Origin of the sequence: Agrobacterium sp. CFBP2214, from assembly GCF_030209895.1 — a bacterium.
GTDB lineage: Bacteria > Pseudomonadota > Alphaproteobacteria > Rhizobiales > Rhizobiaceae > Agrobacterium > Agrobacterium radiobacter.
The window spans coordinates 1-16233 of sequence record NZ_JARVRC010000014.1; the positions used below are offsets into that span (position 1 = coordinate 1).

A 16233-nucleotide genomic window follows, 5' to 3' on the forward strand; every position below is an offset into this window, starting at 1 on the left:
GGTTAGGGTTAGGGTTAGGGTTAGGGTTAGGGTTAGGGTTAGGGTTAGGGTTAGGAATGTTTACATCTGTATATTTCCTGCCAAGTGGTTGGAGTAAAAAAGATGGTTATTGATCTGAATGGCCCGCTGCCGGTTTTTCGAACACCGGATTAGTATTACTTTGGCAGATTAATCCTCGGTCAGCGATGGTCGGTTATCGAAGGATGGTCGAGTAGGAAGTTGCGCTGACGGAATGGCTGAAGCCGTTCGTTGAGAAGCTTGGCCACGAGAAGCGTCGGCAGATATGCCCGATCTATGTTTATGGCCTGATCGGGCCGGGAGATCGCAAGAGTATCAAGCGATGGCGGAGCGCCTGGCACCTGATCGCTACGACCGCCTGCATCATTTCATCTCGGATGGCATTTGGGACGCCTGTCCGCTTGAGGCGGAATTGGCGGTGCAAGCTGACAGAATAGTCGGGCTTCAGATGCTTTTCTGATGATCGATGATACAGCTCTTCCGAAGAAGGGCGACCATTCTGTCGGGGTCGCACCGCAATATGCATCGATGCTGGGCAAGCGAGCCAACTGCCAGACGCTGGTGTCATTGACGCTGGCACGCGACAAGGTTTCTGTCCCGTTGGCCTGCGGCTGTTTCTGCCCGACAGTTGGACCAGTGATCAGGATCGGATGGCAAAAGCCGGCGTTCCCGAGCCAATGCGCCTATCCCGCACCAAACCGGAGATCGCGCTTGACGAGATCGATCGGCTGATTGCTGCGGGCGTGCGGTTTGGCGCCGTGCTTGCTGAGGCAGGTTACGGTCTGTCGCGCGCTTTTCGCCAGGCTTTGAATGCGCGGGGTCTCACTTGGGCCGTCGGCCTTCCCAAGCATCAGAAGGTGTATCCCATGATGTCGCGTTGATCTTTCCTGTTGGATATCCAGGGGACTTCGACGACCTTATCGGTATCGGCACGAACTTCGATGCGATGCCGGCCGGTAGTTTCAGCATCGGCATTTCAGCCGATATTGTATGATCCCTGTTGCCAGCCTGTCAACGACCGTGATGTCGACCACGGAGACAACCATGCACGCGGCAGTGATCTTCAGAGAAATTCAATCTTGACGCCCCAGCTGCGATTAGACAATCACATCACCTCTCTTCCCTATCAAGCGACCCGGCGCGAAATGTTTGATGACTCTGTTCGTCCCGCTATGAACAATCAGATCAGCCATAATGGCTCCTACCACTGGGACCAGCTGAAAGCCGTGCCCGGAATAACCAAACGAGTGAAAAATCCCATTCGCATTGGGTGAAGGGCCGATAATCGGCAGGTGATCGGGCGTCATCGCTTCCATGCCCGCCCATGTTCGCACGATACGCAATTGTCCGACGATGGGAAATAGATCAGTCGCCGCGCGGGCACCCTTGGAGAGCTCTCTAAAGTTGACGAAGCTTCGTTGTGCGTCAATATCTGCGCTTCCCTGCAGCCCTCCGCCAATGACGAGCGTCCCTTGGTCCGATTGCTTGAACGAGAGAGGCCGGCCAACGACGCTTACAACCGGTTTCAACAGAGGGGCAATTCGCTCCGTCACGATCATCATCGATGCCTTGTGCCCAATCTGGATGTCGTCGCCAACCATGGCGGCGATTTTCACCGCCCAGGCACCCGCGGCGTTGATTACCGTCGGTGCGACGAATTCCATGCTGCCCGTCCTGACACGCCAGTCAGTACCCGCATGCTCGATCGCGATAACGCCCGCTCCCTCGTATATGATCACGCCGGCGGCTTCCGCAGCGTTGCGGAAAGCCTTCAGTGTGCGATGCGGATCGGCGGCTCCATCTTTGCGGGCGATTAGGGCGCCCACGCAATGGGGTGATATAGAGGGTACGAGGCGCAAAAGTTCTGAGCGATCGATGAATTCTTCGTGGTCGTATCCAGCCGACCGGATTTTGGCGAGGCGATTTTCAAGAACGGCGAGATGCGCCGGCTTTTCTGCAATGCTCATCTGGCCGTAAGCTTGAAAACCGCAGCTGTCGCCGACGATACTCTCGATGTTGTGCCACATGTCCATGGCCTCGAGCGAAATCGGTAATTCCGCAAGATCCCGGTTCAGGGTCCTGACACCCGCAGCAGTCGCCCCGGACGAATGACGGCCGACCCAGGACCGTTCCAGAATGACGACCCCCCTGCCAGCCCGAGCCAGATTGAGTGCTGCGGAAAGCCCGTGCAGGCCCCCGCCGATGACGATCGTATCCAATGCCTTGGCGTTCATCGCGTTTCGTCCTGGATGTCGAGAGCTGCAAGTTCGCTGAGCGTGACAGGCTTCAGCGGTGGTCGCACCCGATATAGTCCGACATCCGGCGCCGCTCGACCTTCCGCGTCGGCGAGAACCCGCGCGATGGTGTAGCCACACTGACGCCCCTGACACGGGCCCATCCCGGCGCGGGTGAAAGCCTTGATTTGGTTAGGCCCCGGCCGACCGGAAGATAGCTGGGCTCGGACAGAAGCAACGGTTACCTCCTCGCATCGACAGGCAATCGTGTGATCGGGCGGCACGAAAACAGACGGACGCGGCCGATAAAACTTGTCGAGGAACGGCCGGGGTGCGAGGGCACGCTCCAGGCGTCTGCGTATTGGTTTGGCCTCGATAGCCAGAGCCGCCCGCGAGAGCCTTCCAGCTTTGAAGGCGATCTGAAGACCGGCAAGCTCGCCGCGCAGGCAGGCAGCCGTTGCGCCGCCGATCCCTGCACTGTCACCTGCGACAAAGACATTCGCCTCGGATGTCTCGCCCCAGCTGTCGAGCTCGGGCGCAAAACTGTCCTGGTCCTCGTTCCAGACGTGACGGCAACTGAGGGCAAGCGTCGGATGGATCGTCGGAATGACGCCTTCATGGACTAGCAGAAGCTCCGCATCAACCGTGCCGGACTGGCCGCTCGCGGTAACGTAACGGAGGTGTTCAAGGCTTTCCTTGCCCGTCGCTTCGATTTCGGTCACATGTTTGATATATTGAACGCGCCGTTTGACCGATTGTAACCAGCCAATGCCTTTCACGATGTCCAGAGGCGCATTCATGAACGCCGCGAAAAGATCGGGGATCACACCGCTGAGCTGACGGGGGCGGGACGTATCGAGAAAACCGGCGATCCGTCCACCTGCCTGCAGAAGCTGGGCGGCATAGAGCAGCGATAGCGGTCCGCTACCTGCGATCCAGACTGGCTCCGACGGGATTTGATCCGACGTCTTGAGCACGATCTGGGCCGCACCGACAGTCATCACGCCCGGCAATGTCCAGCCGGGGAAGGGGGCCGGTCTTTCCTGCGCACCCGTCGCAAGAAGAAGGTAGTTGGCGTCGACCGAACTCGCAGCCCCCGCGCGCGTAACGTAGGCCCGAGGGCCGCTTTCGACTTGCCAGACCTGTGTGCCCGGCTCGTAGTTCGCGCCGCTGGCACGGAACTGCCGCACGACGTTCAACCCTTCCGCATACGCCTTCCCGAGGACGTCCATCCGGGGGGTGCCCACTACAGCCTCGACATTGCGCCAGATCTGACCGCCCGGGGTCGGCTGCTCGTCGACAACAAGGACATTCAGTCCGTGGCGCCGTGCAGCCACGGCACCAGACATACCTGCCGGACCTGCGCCGACAATGAGAAGATCGACGTGTCTACTCATCACGCTATCCTCCGTCGGCCCAGTTGTCGCTCGATCCGCATCCCATCTCGAACCGATACCAGGCAAGTCTGCATAGAGGCGCCATCGACCAAAGCAAGGCACTCGAAACAAACGCCCATCATGCAGTAGGGCGCTCGCCTTGCTTCTGACACCGGTGTTGTACGCGACCAGACGGGATCCTGCCGCAGAAGAACCGCGGCGACGCTTTCGTTGGTCTCCGCTGTGACCGCCTCACCATCGATGTAGACAGTTATGGCCTCGACGTCACTTTGATTGAGTTTCGTGAACATCAGGAAACCTGCGCAATCAAGCTGGACTGATCGTCAGGCCGTGACCTGCATTCGGGAGAAAACCCATTTGCGACCCGCTCAAGCAGATTTTCGCGTGTCAGCGGGCCGATTTCGCTAAAGAGGTCGTTGCCTTGACCGAGATCCCGAGCATAGCAGGCGTTGATGATATTGACACCGCTCCGGTGAAGAGGCGTGTCGACACCAGCAAGTTCAGCAAGCAAGAGCGTCGGCGTCAAACCATAGGGAACATCTTCAAGGATGTAGCGTGTATCAAGGTTCTTCGGTCCCATGGGGTCGTTGCCCCGTGCGCTGACAGCTGCCGCGGCCTCACCAACGCTCTCACCCGTGACGTTGTGCGTAAGTCGATAGTGATCAAAAACCGTGCGAACATCCTTGCCAAACGCCGAAGCGATCGCCACACGCTCGCGGTCGAGCGCCTCGATAAGATTTCCGACTGCGGATGTGAGGTTCGTGTTTTGGCCCCAGGCTTCGCCGCGCTCGATTCTTGTCAAATTGCACAGGGCGACCGCGAGGTGGTTTTGCGGGTTTAGATTACTCAACGCGATCGTCAGAACGTCGTCCTTGAGATTGAAGCGGTCACCGAACAGGGTCGTGCAGGTCGCCAGCCCTGCATCCGCCAGGCGGACCGGGATCGTTGCCATATCAACTTTGCTGCGAATGGTTCCGATGTTGAACGTGTCCACACCGCGCTGCTTAGAGGTCAATACTGTCGTGCTCCAGGCGACGATCGGAATTTCAATGCCGCGCTCGGAGAGACGTTTTGCGAGGAACAATGCGGCAAGGGAGAGGTGACCGCTGATGATGACAGTATGGTTCTCACGCATAAACGGTATGAGTGCTTCGAGCACCGACCGATGACCATAGGCAGGCAGTGCCAAAACGACGACGTCGTTCTCAGCGAGCTGTTCGGCGGACACACAAACGTCCGGTCGAAACTCCCCCGTGATAGCTCCCGTGATCGTCAGCGGGGTTCCTTTGGTGAGTTCGGTTGCTCCGCGCCCGGAGGGGGACCAAACGCTTGCCGTGTGGCCTTGCTTATCCAGAAAGGCCGCGTAGCCCATCGCGATTGCCCCGGCGCCCGCAATTCCAACACGCATATTGTAATGTCCTTTGTACCATATTTGATTGCCGGGTACCGGCGATGTGAAACGGATCGAAGGTCGCGGAGGAATGTCCGCGACCTTTCAAAGTCATCGCGTCTCGCCGACCTGAACGAGATGTCCCGGTGAAACCTCAACATACTTGCGTTGCGGCGGCACATAATCGATCGAGCGAACCGGGCTCTTGATCTCATCGATCTGGCTGTTCCGCTTGATCAGGCGCCGTGCCGGATCCGGCACTGGCACAGCGGACATCAATTTTTTCGTATAGGCGTGCTGCGGATTGTCGAACACCGCTGCCCGGGGGCCGATCTCAACGATCTCGCCGAGATACATGACGGCAACACGGTGGCTGACCCGCTCGACCACGGCCATGTCGTGGGAGATGAACAGGAAGGCCAGATTGAGGCTCTGCTGCAGGTCCAGCAGAAGGTTACAGACCTGAGCCTTGATCGAAACATCGAGCGCTGAAACGGCTTCGTCTGCGACGATGACTTTCGGGTCGAGCATAAGGGCGCGCGCGATCGCCACGCGTTGCCTTTGTCCGCCCGAAAACTCGTGCGGATAGCGCTTCATCATTTCGGTCGAAAGGCCGACCTTTTCCAGAAGTGATGCCGCCTTGTCGCGTGCCTGCGCCTTGCTTCCAAGCCCATGCTGAATGAACGGTTCCATGAGGGCGGATCCGATATTCATACGCGGGTTGAGCGATGCGTATGGATCCTGAAAGATCATCTGGATCGACTGGCGCACCTTGCGCAGCGCGCGCTGATCAAGCTTCATCATCTCGTGGCCGTCGACGGTGACCCTGCCACTCGTCGGATCCGTCAGACGTGTAATCGACCGGCCCGTTGTGGACTTGCCGCATCCTGACTCACCGACGAGCGACAGGGTCTCGCCCTCGTAAAGATTGAACGACACTTTCTCGACAGCGTGCACTGCAGCGGTCGTGCGTCCGAGAATTCCGGAGCGTATCCCGAACCTGGTGATCAGATCCTTGACCTCGACGATCGGCGCCTTGTCCTTTGCGACCGTGTCGCGAACCTCGATCATAGGCTTCAGCTCACCGCTTTCCGGATCGACGATCGGAAAGCGCATTGGAAGACGGCTCTCGCCCATCTCTCCAAGCTTGGGGACCGCCGAGAGCAGGGCGCGCGTGTAGGGATGCTTGCCGCGATGGAAAATCTGCTCGGTTGGACCGCTTTCCACCTGATCGCCGCGATACATCACGATCGTCCGGTCGGCGATCTCAGCGACGACCCCCATGTCGTGGGTGATGAAGAGGACCGACATTCCCTCTTCGTCCTGAAGCTCTTTGATGAGATCAAGGATCTGCCCCTGAATCGTTACGTCGAGAGCCGTTGTCGGCTCATCGGCGATCAGCAGCTTGGGGCGCGACGCGAGCGCCATGGCGATCATGACGCGCTGGCGCATGCCGCCGGAAAATTGATGCGGATACTCGTCGAAGCGGCCGTTTGCGTTTGGAATCCGCACCTTGTCGAGGAGCGCGAGAACCTTCCGCTTGGCGTCTTCTGCGGAAATATTCTGATGCACAGTCAAGGCTTCAGCGATCTGCTTCCCAACCGGAAGGATCGGGTTAAGCGAGGTCATCGGCTCCTGGAAGATCATCGAGATCTCATTGCCGCGAACCTGCCGCATCTGTTCTTCCGGCAGGGAAAGAAGATCCTTTCCGCAAAGCAGTACCTGGCCTTCGATCCGGCTCGATGCTTCAGACAGCAGGCGCATGATCGAAAGCGAGGTAACGGATTTTCCCGATCCAGACTCGCCGACGATCGCGACGGTTTCTTTGGGCGCTATATCAAACGATATATTGCGAACGACGGGATTCCATTTGTCTTCGGCGCGAAAGGAGGTTGTGAGGTTTCTGACCGAAAGGATCGCCGCGCCGGAAGCGTCGTTCTGATTAAATTCATCGGCAATCTGGTTCATCGCTCATTCCTCGTTTTCGGATCGATCGCGTCGCGCAAGGCGTCACCCAGAAGGTTCAGCGCGAGGACCGTGAGAAGGATTGCAAAGGACGGGAAGACAACGAGCCACCAGGCACTGAGGATGTTTTCGAACCCCTCCCGGATCATTCCGCCCCAGGTTGCCGTCGGCGGAGCGACGCCGAGCCCGATGAACGCCAGCGACGCCTCGGTGCGGATCGCGGATGCCATCCAAAGCGATGCCACGACGACGATGTCGGACAGGATATTCGGAAGGATGTGCACGCCCATGATCCTGACAGGCGTGAAGCCGAGGGACTTGCCGGCGTCGATAAAATCGCGCCGCTTTACAGCGATGGTCGGTCCGCGTGCGACACGGGCAAAAGGCGCCGTCTCAGTGATCGCGATGGCGATTATGAGGTTCTCGAAGCTTGCTCCAAGCATGGCCGCGACCATCAGGCCAAGAAGCAACGTCGGAAAAGACAGCATGACGTCTACAAGACCCATGACGATCTGGTCGAACAGTCCGCCGATATAGCCGGCGAGAATTCCGAGTGCCGAACCGACCACCATCGCGATCATCACGGAAAGGAAGCCGATTGCGAGTGAAATCCGGGCGCCATAGAGCAGGCGCGAGAGTACGTCGCGACCGAAACTGTCAGTTCCGAGCCAGAACTGTGCGGAGGGCCCGCTCAGGCGGTGTATGATATTTTGCTTCAGCGGATCGCAAGGGGCGATCATCGGAGCGAATGCGGCCGCCAGCACGATCATCAGAAGCAGTCCGACACCGACCCAGGACAGGCGGTTACGGCGAAGCGCGGTTAGCACCGGATTGGGCGCCTTCTCAGACTTGGCGGATGCCAGGGTGATATCGGTCATTTCGCGTAACTCACTCTTGGGTCGGCAGTGGCGTAGATTACGTCGGTCAAGATATTGACGAGGACGACGAAGGTCGCAAATACGACCATCAGGCCCTGCAGCATGGTGTAGTCGCGTGACTGAAGGGCTCCGAGAATGAGCTTGCCGAGACCAGGCCGCGTGAAGACGATTTCGACAAGAACCGAGTTTCCGATCATTGTCCCGAAGTTCAGCCCGACCACAGTCACGATCGGGATAAGAGCGTTGCCGAGGGCATGCCGGATGATGATGCTCTTGGTCTTGACGCCTTTCGCGCGCGCGGTCCGAATGTAGTCCTCACCCATTACGTCCAGCATCGAGGAGCGGGTGACCCGGGCGATATAGGCCGTCATGATCAGGCCGAGATTGAGTGCGGGCAACGCCAGGCTTCGCAGATGATCGATCGGATTGGCGGTGGGCCGGCTCATGACTGGGAACCACTGCAGCCAGACCGCGAATGCGAGCAGCATCAGGATTGCCGAGACGAAGCCTGGAAACGAGAGGCCGACGAGTGAAAGAAGCCGGCTTGTATAGTCCGGCCATTTGTTGCGGCGAATAGCTGCCACAACGCCGAGGGGGATGCCAAACGCGACACCGATGATCATCGCGGCCGCAGTGAGCTCGAGTGTATAAGGCAAGACTATGGCGACTTCGGAAAGCACCGTTCGGCCGCTGACGGCGGAGAGCCCGAAATTACCCGTCACCATGTCACTCATGAAGCGGAGGTATTGAACGGGTAATGGCTGGTCGAGGCCAAGCTGCACGCGCAGTGCGGCGAGCGCTTCGGCACTGGCACGATCTCCAAGCATCGCGACGGCGGCATCGCCAGGCACGAGCCGAACGAGGACGAACACCACCGTCAGCATTGCGAGCAAAGTCGGTATTGCCAAAAGCAGTCTTCGGATTACATAGGTTGTCATATGGCAGCCCTTTCAGCATCGATGCAGCTCACCAAGGGGTCACCAAGGTTTTTGAAAATTGAGCCCGCGTCGATCAAGCCATGGTGATCGCTGGTCGAGGAGGCGAAGAAGCGGAACGTCAGCCCGTGAAGACGCGGCATGGCGCGCGCAGAGGCTGAGCCTGGCGCTGTCCGGCCGACACGTCTGCAATTCAGAAAAGCAGGTGAGATATTGGCAACGGCCAACGCACGCCACCCAGAGTCACGGGTACGCGGGCGGTCACTAATTGAGTGATGACGTCGCATTATCATTGCGACCTCACCAACGCCTGTTCTAGGCGGGAGAAGTTCGACAGGCACGGCAGTAGTTCCCCATATTATTATTGTAACTTCAAACCCTCAGGGGTAGAAAGTCAAAGTCGAAAACTTTGTCTTCATATTCGCGTGGGTTATAGTTATGAGAAATCCAAGCCTTAGGCAGCTGGAAGGGTTAATTGCAGTTGTTGAAACCGGGACGGTTAGCCGCGCTTCGGAAGTCCTCAGGATATCGCAACCCGCTGCGAGCAAGCTTATCCAGGATCTCGAACTGGACAGCGGACTGAAGCTTTTCGAACGAGAGAGCGGCCGGCTTGTCCCCACGGACCGTGGGATGCGGCTTTACGAAGAGATCAAGCGCATCTTCGGTGGTGTCAATCAGGTCGCTCGCGCGGTCGAGGCGATGCGGAGAGAAGAATCCGGCCATCTTGTCATTGGCGTGATGCCAAGTCTGTCGGGGCCTTTTCTCGGTCGGGTCGTGGGGTCGTTTCGCGCCCGCTATCCGGATGTGTTCGTTGAGGTTGAAACGCAAGCCTCCCAGTTCCTGACGGAATCGGTGCTTCTGAGGCGTATCGATCTCGCGCTGGTCAAGAGCGGCCTGGAGCATCCGACAATCATCGTCGAACCGATAGAGAGTCCACCCATGGCGGCTATCCTGCCTCTCGGGCACCATTTGCTCGAAAAGGCTGAGCTCACTCCGGTAGAGTTAGCGTCAGAACCGTTTGTCGCGTTTGGCGATTCAAGCCGATCGCGCACAAAGGTCGATGCGGCATTCGAGGCGCATGGTTTGAAACCAAAAATCACCATGGAAGCAGCGACAGCACCGAATGTCGCGGAGTTCGTTGCTGCGGGCTTGGGAGTGACAGTGTCGGATCCGATTTCGATGGAATGCGCAAAGGGACGTGTTGCGTTGCGTCCGTTTATCCCGAGCATTGATGCTGAGTACAGGCTTTATCGCCCGGCACGGGCTCGGCACACGGATCTGGTGCTGGAATTCTCCAGACAGGTGCATCTGGCGGCAGCCTACAGCACTCTCTCCGTCTGAAACAAGACCCCGGCCAGTAACGTTCCAAGAGGAGGAAGCGCAGGCCGGGGTAAGGTGGGGAGGATTGATCTCGGTTACTGCTTGAGCGTCGTATTTTCCGTAATGGGAGGCGCCAGGTTCAAGGCGCCCTTGAGCTCATACCCGTAGTCGAGCTGGTTCGTACGGACCCAGACCTGCATCAAGTTGAAGAGCGGGATCCCGCACACCTGATCATATATCTTGTGCTGCGCTTCAGACCATGCCTTCAAACGTTCAGGGTCCGCTGCTGCCTTGCGGCCAGCTTCGATTTCCGCATCAGCGGCATCGCAATGCGAGAAATTGGTGACTGCCGTCGGCTTTCCGATCGAGGAGCTAGAGTGATAGAACTGGCTAAGATAGCTGTCGGCAACAGGGTAACGCGCAGCTCCATAGAAAACAATGTCGCTGAGGTCTTTGCGCGATTGCTCTTGATAGGTTGCGTGATCGACAATCTGCATATCCATATTAATGCCGACCTCCGACAGTTGTCCCTGCACGACCTGCATAATGGGCTGTTGCGCGGTGATTGATGAAACGATGGCCTTGATCGTCATTCCCTTACTAAAGCCGGCCTCAGCCAGAAGCTTCTTTGACAGGTCCGGATCGAATTTATATGTCCAGGCGCAGTCCTCGCCAAGAAAACCAGGAGGCACGACCGAGCAGCCCTTTTGGGCAACGGCGGCACCGACAAACTCGACAATTTGATCGACGTTTATAGCATGTGCGATTGCTTGGCGCACCTTGACGTTGTCGAGCGGCTTGTGGGCCTGATTTAGGAACAGAGTGCGGTATTCACCCGGCGCGAAGATATCGATCGTTGAACCGTCCCATGTCTTGGCCTGTTCTACCCAGCGCTGTTCGCGCTTGCCATTGATGAGATCGAGCTCACCTGAGCGAAACGCCAGTTCGCGGCTCGCGTCTGATGGAATAAGATTGTACTGGATGCCGTCCAGTTTCGGCTTGCCGCGGAAGTAGTCGGGGAACGCTTTCAGCGTCACTGATTGTTGCGTGACCGCGCTTTCGAACATGAATGGCCCGGTTCCGATCGGACGAAGCTTGAAATCGGCTCCAAGCTTCTCGGCGGCCTTCTTACTGATAATGTTGCCACCATGATAGTTTGCAATCAGACCCAAGAAACCGGGAACAGGGCTATTCAACGTAATTTTCACGGTCAGCGGGTCGATCGCTTGGATCGATTTGACTTCGCTGAAGTCGTTCGAGAAGGAAGAGGTTTTCGGATTTTTTGCCCGTTCCAGAGAGTAGACGACATCCTCGGAGCTAACCGTCCCATAGTCACCATGGAACTTCACATCCTTTCTCAGACGGAACGTCCAGACCAACCCATCTGCCGATGCGTCCCATTTCTCGGCAAGATCCGGCTCGATCTTGGTCGGATCCGCGCTGCCCGGCGGAAAGCGAACAAGACCGTTGAACATCCACGAGACGATACCGACGTCGACCGTCGCAGTGGCTCTGGTCGGATCGAGGGAGGCGACATTCTCAGCTGCAGCGCCGACTCGAAGAGTGGCGGACTGTGCGGCTTCTGGAAGGACGACGCTCGAAAGAAAGATAGCGGTGAATGCGGAAAGTCTTGAGATCCCAGTTTTGTTAGTCATGTTCGCCTCCTTAGTTATTGCGATCACTAAATTTCAAGGTGGTATACGTGTCAAAGTCGCATATTTTCGTGCGGTATTCGCAGAGGTTATAAGTCCGTGTGGCAGCGCCGTTACCCATCGGGCTTGTATTCAGGCTCCGGATAGCACTGGCAAGCTTCAACGCCGATTCTACGCGGCGGGCCAGCGTCACTTGGTCGCCGCTCAGCGGAGGCCTGCTCACTGGCAAGTATCACCGGGGAGAGATCGGCCGGAAGGAGGCCATGGGCGGTAACACCTTCCAGCAAGAGAACTCGCCGCTGCCTACGGCGATCTTCGACGCCCTGATCGAAGTCGTCAATGAGGCAGGTGGCGCTTTTGGCAAGGTCGCCATCGCGTGCGTAGCCTCGAAAGGCACGCTGCCGTTCATCTGCCTGCACCATCGAGCACCTCAACTCCAACCGGGCGGCCGCGAAGGTCACCCTGTCGGCCGAGCAGATCGTCCGTGCCAGGCCTTCCGAGAATTGCTCGGCTCTTGAGCCTAATGATTCAGAAGGGGCGGTTGGAACGTCACCGAGGGATGATCACAACAGATACTCCAGCGCCAGACCAGTAGACGTGCGTGAAACACGAGTTGTTTGATTTATCGCAGAGACAAAGTACGGACGCTGCCCCAGAGTGATTACGTGACGTCAAGTCATCCCGGATGTGGCAAGCTGTCGGCCGTGGATGAATTGACAGAGGGAAATGTGCAGCGAATTTCGAATCTATTAGCGAGAGGATTCCGATAATGATCGCGAAGGCGGCGACATGGCAGAAGGGGGTGCACATTTTGTGCGCGCTTGCCCTTTTCACCATTGGTTTCGCGCATCGCGTGCCGGTAGCCGGAGTCGGTTTCGCCGAGACTGAAATTTCCGCCTATATGATGCCGGACGGCAGCCTGCCGAATCTTTGCCATACGCTTGATCACGACGGGGAAAAGCCGCATCCCGACCGCCATGCCCTGACACTCGTATGCGAGGTCTGCCGCATCGTTGCGGGCATCCTTTTGCCGCAGCCGGCCGATCCGACGGGCGTAGCGCTGGTCATCAAGACTGCCGAGGGTTTCGTGGCGGATAACACCGCCTCCAGGCCGCCCGTTCTTCTGGCGGCCGCCGCACCCCGGGCTCCGCCCTTTTCCGTCTGACCGCATGAAAAACGTGTCCCTGCGATAGCCCTGGGCCTGCGGATTGGCAGACGGGTTTCTCTCCTTCCCTCACTGATCTCCGCCAAAGGCTAGCCATGGCAGCCGTTTTTCCGGAACAGCGCCGGGATTGGCTGGGCTCGCAGGCGACACGCATATTCCAGCCATTGGCAGCATCATCGATTGCCTCACCGGCACCGGGCGGCGCTTCGGGATCGGCTGCCTGCTCAAAGGACCAGACAATGCGTAAATTTCTCTGGCTGGCGTTCGCCGGCCTGCTTTCCGGGCTCGCCTTTCCGGCATTGGCCGATATCACCGTAAAAGACCTGCGCGACCGCGAAGTGACAATCCGCGAGCCGGCAAGGCGCATCCTCCTCGGCTTCAACTACGAGGATTACATCGCCGTTGCCGGGACAGGGGCGATGGAGAGGGTCGTGGCGCTCTCGCTAACGCCGTGGAAAGACTGGCGGCCCGAACAATATGCGGCCTATGTGAAAGCCATTCCCTCCATTTCCAGCCTGACCGATGTCGGCGACACTGAAACCGGCACATTCTCGGTGGAGAGGGCGATTGCGGCAAAGGCCCGATCTCGTCATTCTGGCGGCCTGGCAATATGACGCTCTGGGAGCCAATGCGGACCAGCTGGAAGCTGCCGGCATTCCCGTTGTCGTTATCGACTACAATGCGCAGACCGTCGACAAACATGTGCGCTCCACCCTGCTTCTCGGCAAGGTGACGGGGCAGGAGGAGCGGGCAAAGGAGCTTGCCAACGGCTACCGCGCCGCCATGGACGATATTCTCGCGCGGGCGGCGAAGGCGGGACCCTCCCCGAAAAAAATCTACGTGGAACTCGGCAAGAAAGGCCCGAACGAGATCGGCAACACCTATGGCAAGGGCATGTGGGGTGGTGTGATCGACATGCTCGGCGGCGTCAATATCGCCAAGGGGCAGATCGAGAACTGGGGGCCTCTCAGCCCGGAATATACGCTTTCGGCAAAGCCGGACATCGTCGTTATCGCCGGCTCGGAATGGACAGGCTCGCCCGCCGCCGTGCTTCTCGGTTTTAACGCAGACAAAACACTGGCGAACGACCGTCTCGGCGCCTACTTCAAGCGGCCGGGTTGGGCCGATCTGCCTGCGGTCAAAAACGATGAGGTCCATGCCATCTATCACGGCGGGACGCGCACACTGTCCGACTTCATCTATGTGCAATATATCGCCAAGCTCCTTTATCCAGAGGCCTTCAGCGACATCGACCCTGGTGGGGAGATCGAACGGTTTTATGAAAAATGGCTGCCGGTTCGTGCCGAAGGCGTGTTTGTGCTGCGACATCAACCGGCGGGACAATGATCATGGCCGCGACGATGACAGGGGAAGGGCTTCACCCCGCTTATGCGCGCGAAACAAGACGGCGGCTGGCAGCAGCCGTCGGCTGCGCCGCAGGCCTTGCGCTTCTCGTCATACTGGACCTGACAAGCGGCCCGTCCGGAATGCCGCTTGCCGATCTCTGGCGCGCGCTGATGGCAGGGCCTTTCGGCGAGGACCGCATGGCGGCCACCATTCTTTGGCAATTGCGTATGCCGCAAACCGTCATGGGCATGCTTGTCGGCATGTGCCTCGGCCTTGCCGGCCTACAGATGCAGACCATCCTCGCCAACCCGCTCGCCAGCCCCTTCACGCTCGGCTTTTCCGCCGCGGCGGGTTTCGGGGCGGCCCTTGCCATCATGTTCGGCGCGTGGATTCCCGCGCCAGGATTTCTGATCACCCCAATCTCGGCTTTCCTCATGACGCTGCTGGCCTGCGGATTGGTTTATTCCATCGCGATTTTGCGCGGTTCACGGCCGGAAATCCTGGTGCTGGCCGGCATTGCCGTCCTGTTCTTCTTCCAGTCCATGCAGTCGCTGATGCAGTTTATGGCCTCGCCTGAGGTGCTGCAGCAGATTGTCTTCTGGCTGTTCGGCAGCCTGCTAAAGGCGACCTGGACCAGCGTGCTGGTGGTCTCGATCATCCTTCTCGGCTGCCTGCCGCTCCTGATGCGCGACGCCTGGCATCTGACGACGCTGCGCCTTGGTGATGCCAATGCCGCCAGCCTCGGCATGAATGTCGACAGGTTTCGCCGCCGTAGCTTCATGCTTGTAGCGGTGCTAACCGCAGCCGCCGTCTCCTTCGTCGGCACCATCGGCTTTGTGGGGCTGATCGCCCCGCACGCCGCCCGCGCCCTGGTCGGTGAGGATCACCGTTTCTCCCTCCCCGTCTCGGCAATGACCGGTGCAATCATCCTCATCGGCGCTTCGGTCTTCGGCAAGATCATCTCACCGGCGGCGGTCATTCCCGTTGGCATCATCACGGCAGTGGCCGGTGTGCCGATCCTGTTTGCGGTCATCGCAAGGCGCAGTAGCGGAGACCTGAAATGACGGAAGGACTTGTTCTGGCAGCGGTTGGTGTCCACCGTGGAGGAACGCAGATCATTCATTCGGTATCCGCCACCATCGCGCGCGGACAGATCGCAGCCCTGATCGGACCGAACGGCACCGGCAAATCAACCCTGCTCGGCGCTGTTGCCGGTCACATCGCCTTCACCGGCGCCATTACATGGCACGGCAACCGAACAGATGGCAACAGGGTCGGCTTCATGCCGCAATATTGCACCGTACAATCCTCGCTTTCAGTACTGGAAGTGCTGTTGCTGGGCAGGCGCGAAAAACTCGGCTGGCATGTGAACCGGCGTGATCTCGACGCCGCTTCCGCCATGCTCGACTCCTTCGGCCTGCATTCCCTCGCCAACCGGCCGATGAACGCGCTTTCCGGCGGCCAGCAGCAGCTTGTCCTTCTGGCGCAGCGCCTGATACGCGAACCGGAATTGCTAATCCTCGATGAAGCCACCAGCGCGCTAGACCTGCGCCACCAGATGCGCGTGCTGGAAATATTAACGGGCTACGTGGAAAAAACCGGCGCGCTCGTTATCATGGCCATGCACGACCTCAATCTCGCCGCGCGCCACGCGCAAAGTCTGCTTCTGCTGGAAAACGGCAGGCTGGTGGCCTGTGGATCGCATGACATGGTGCTCAGCGGCGAAAACATTCGCAACACCTACCGCATTGAGGCGACTATCGTCCATTCGGACGGCTTCCCCGTCATCGTACCGATTGCGGCGCGGTAAAACCGACGACAACTATCTGCGCGCTCAAACGCGCAGATAGACCTGTACATCGCGCAGCGAACGGTGTAGCGGCTCATCCATCAGGCTGAAGGCGGTCGACAGGGCGTCGAATCCGAAATGAA

16 protein-coding genes and 1 pseudogene are annotated in these 16233 nt (G+C 58.6%); 9 read left to right on the forward strand and 8 right to left on the reverse strand.

The window, feature by feature from the left end; genetic code table 11:
- Nucleotides 1-340: 340 nt before the first annotated feature.
- Both QRN60_RS23675 and QRN60_RS23680 read left to right on the forward strand, forming a co-directional pair.
- Nucleotides 341-478, forward strand: a complete 138-nt coding sequence (locus QRN60_RS23675; protein WP_236773447.1) for a hypothetical protein — start codon at nt 341-343, stop codon at nt 476-478.
- Nucleotides 478-899, forward strand: a pseudogene (locus tag QRN60_RS23680) (IS701 family transposase). The gene QRN60_RS23675 and the pseudogene QRN60_RS23680 overlap by 1 nt, the downstream one beginning before the upstream one ends.
- A 216-nt stretch (nt 900-1115) precedes the next feature.
- Here the strand turns inward: QRN60_RS23680 and QRN60_RS23685 are convergent.
- The 7 genes from QRN60_RS23685 to QRN60_RS23715 form a co-directional block, all read right to left on the reverse strand.
- Entirely contained in the window at nt 1116-2252 is a 1137-nt protein-coding gene (locus QRN60_RS23685; RefSeq protein WP_111794417.1) for an NAD(P)/FAD-dependent oxidoreductase, read from the reverse strand.
- Entirely contained in the window at nt 2249-3649 is a 1401-nt protein-coding gene (locus QRN60_RS23690) for an NAD(P)/FAD-dependent oxidoreductase (protein WP_129565566.1), read from the reverse strand. Before QRN60_RS23690 ends, QRN60_RS23685 begins: the two co-directional genes overlap by 4 nt.
- Nucleotides 3649-3939, reverse strand: coding sequence for a (2Fe-2S)-binding protein (locus QRN60_RS23695; RefSeq protein ID WP_111794415.1), 291 nt, complete (start codon nt 3937-3939; stop codon nt 3649-3651). Before QRN60_RS23695 ends, QRN60_RS23690 begins: the two co-directional genes overlap by 1 nt.
- Nucleotides 3939-5057, reverse strand: coding sequence for an NAD/NADP octopine/nopaline dehydrogenase family protein (locus QRN60_RS23700; RefSeq protein ID WP_111794414.1), 1119 nt, complete (start codon nt 5055-5057; stop codon nt 3939-3941). Before QRN60_RS23700 ends, QRN60_RS23695 begins: the two co-directional genes overlap by 1 nt.
- A 93-nt stretch (nt 5058-5150) precedes the next feature.
- Nucleotides 5151-7007, reverse strand: a complete 1857-nt coding sequence (locus QRN60_RS23705; protein ID WP_111794413.1) for an ABC transporter ATP-binding protein — start codon at nt 7005-7007, stop codon at nt 5151-5153.
- The gene (locus QRN60_RS23710; protein WP_111794412.1) at nt 7004-7882 is read right to left on the reverse strand and encodes an ABC transporter permease; all 879 of its coding nucleotides are present in this window, start codon (nt 7880-7882) and stop codon (nt 7004-7006) included. Before QRN60_RS23710 ends, QRN60_RS23705 begins: the two co-directional genes overlap by 4 nt.
- A complete protein-coding gene (locus QRN60_RS23715; RefSeq protein ID WP_111794411.1) occupies nt 7879-8820 on the reverse strand; it encodes an ABC transporter permease in 942 nt (313 codons plus the stop codon). Before QRN60_RS23715 ends, QRN60_RS23710 begins: the two co-directional genes overlap by 4 nt.
- Before the next feature lie 435 nt (nt 8821-9255).
- On the opposite strand from QRN60_RS23715, the gene QRN60_RS23720 reads away from it, so the two are divergent.
- On the forward strand, nt 9256-10158 hold the full coding sequence (locus tag QRN60_RS23720; protein WP_129565565.1) for a LysR substrate-binding domain-containing protein: 903 nt from the start codon (nt 9256-9258) through the stop codon (nt 10156-10158).
- Between the two features lie 74 nt (nt 10159-10232).
- On the opposite strand, the gene QRN60_RS23725 is transcribed toward QRN60_RS23720, so the two are convergent.
- The gene (locus QRN60_RS23725) at nt 10233-11792 is read right to left on the reverse strand and encodes an ABC transporter substrate-binding protein (RefSeq protein ID WP_111794409.1); all 1560 of its coding nucleotides are present in this window, start codon (nt 11790-11792) and stop codon (nt 10233-10235) included.
- 260 nt (nt 11793-12052) lie between these two features.
- Here QRN60_RS23725 and QRN60_RS23730 point away from each other — a divergent pair, with 260 nt between their 5' ends.
- The 6 genes from QRN60_RS23730 to QRN60_RS23755 all read left to right on the forward strand — a co-directional run bounded on the left by QRN60_RS23730 (nt 12053) and on the right by QRN60_RS23755 (nt 16111).
- Nucleotides 12053-12307 carry a hypothetical protein gene (locus tag QRN60_RS23730; protein ID WP_129565564.1) on the forward strand — a complete coding sequence of 85 codons (255 nt, stop codon included), beginning with the start codon at nt 12053-12055 and terminating at the stop codon, nt 12305-12307.
- A gap of 251 nt (nt 12308-12558) precedes the next feature.
- Complete coding sequence (locus QRN60_RS23735) at nt 12559-12954, forward strand: hypothetical protein (RefSeq protein ID WP_111794407.1); 396 nt, start codon at nt 12559-12561, stop codon at nt 12952-12954.
- A gap of 239 nt (nt 12955-13193) precedes the next feature.
- Nucleotides 13194-13568, forward strand: a complete 375-nt coding sequence (locus QRN60_RS23740) for a TroA family protein (protein ID WP_207909225.1) — start codon at nt 13194-13196, stop codon at nt 13566-13568.
- A complete protein-coding gene (locus QRN60_RS23745; RefSeq protein ID WP_207909224.1) occupies nt 13522-14301 on the forward strand; it encodes an ABC transporter substrate-binding protein in 780 nt (259 codons plus the stop codon). The genes QRN60_RS23740 and QRN60_RS23745 overlap by 47 nt, the downstream gene beginning before the upstream one ends.
- Nucleotides 14302-14303: 2 nt before the next feature.
- Nucleotides 14304-15365 (forward strand): FecCD family ABC transporter permease, encoded by a 1062-nt coding sequence (locus tag QRN60_RS23750; RefSeq protein WP_207909223.1) that lies wholly within the window; start codon nt 14304-14306, stop codon nt 15363-15365.
- Nucleotides 15362-16111: an ABC transporter ATP-binding protein gene (locus QRN60_RS23755; protein ID WP_111794406.1), complete on the forward strand. Its 750-nt coding sequence runs from the start codon at nt 15362-15364 to the stop codon at nt 16109-16111. Before QRN60_RS23750 ends, QRN60_RS23755 begins: the two co-directional genes overlap by 4 nt.
- Nucleotides 16112-16233: the final 122 nt, after the last annotated feature.